2 protein-coding genes are annotated in these 845 nt (G+C 75.5%); one reads left to right on the top strand and one right to left on the bottom strand.

The annotated features are described in order from the left end of the window. The coding region (locus tag KBX39_RS32190; RefSeq protein ID WP_210874196.1) for a DUF402 domain-containing protein at positions 1-482 on the bottom strand (482 nt) is incomplete at its 3' end. A 124-nt stretch (positions 483-606) separates the two neighbouring features. Between KBX39_RS32190 and KBX39_RS32185 the strand changes: the two genes are divergently transcribed. After that, on the top strand, positions 607-845 hold a 239-nt coding region (locus KBX39_RS32185; protein ID WP_369010132.1), incomplete at its 3' end, for a DEAD/DEAH box helicase.

The raw sequence follows: 845 nt of genomic DNA, 5'->3' as shown, positions 1-845 counted from the left end.
CGGTACGACGTGGCGAACGGCTCGGTGCCGTCGCCGAGCGCGCCGAGCAGCCAGCGGGCGGCCGCCTCGGCCTCGGTGACCACGTCGTCCGGGTAGCCCCAGCGGGCCCGGTGCTCGGCGAACTCGTCCTCGTCGCGCAGCTCGACCACTGCGGTCTCGCGGCGGCGCACCACGTCCAGGTCGAGGTCGATCAGGTGGACCGTCTCCGCGCCCTCCCAGCGGGCCGGGGTGGCGATGTCGCAGTAGACCTCGCTGGTGCGCGGCGGCGGGTTGAACATGCCGGTCCACCAGCCGTGGTGGGGCACCAGCAGGACGAACGGGATCTGCTCGACGGACGGGCGGCCGTGGTAGACGGATTCGGTGCCGGCGGGCACGCCGAGCCAGACGCCGAGATCGTCCTCGGCGAGGCGGCGGGCCGGGTAGTCGCGGTGGGCGCTGCCGTCGTACTTGCGGTAGATCACGCGGACCACGTCGCTCGGCATGCCTGGCACCCTAACCGATTCCGGCCACGCCACGCGATCGGGAGGTAACCGGACGCGACCCGCCGTCCCGCCACGCCGCCGGAGCGACCGGACCCCCGTCGGTGCCGGCGGGTACGGTCGCACGGTGACCCCGTCCCGCACCGCCACCGGCCCGGCCGTCCCGAAGAAGCGCCGCAGTGGTCGCGCCGGCGCCGGGGAGCTGCTGACCGCCGCGGTGGGCGCGGTTCCCGGCGGCGCGGCCCGGCCCGGTCAGCAGCAGATGGCCGAGGCGATCGAGCGCAGCATCGCCTCCGGCGAGCACCTGCTGGTGCAGGCCGGCACCGGCACCGGCAAGTCCCTGGCCTACCTCGCGCCGGCGCTGAC

Origin of the sequence: Micromonospora sp. D75, from assembly GCF_018070405.1 — a bacterium.
Lineage (GTDB): Bacteria > Actinomycetota > Actinomycetes > Mycobacteriales > Micromonosporaceae > Micromonospora > Micromonospora chalcea.
Note: the sequence above shows the minus strand (reverse complement) of the source record. Positions and strands in the feature narration are given on the sequence as shown.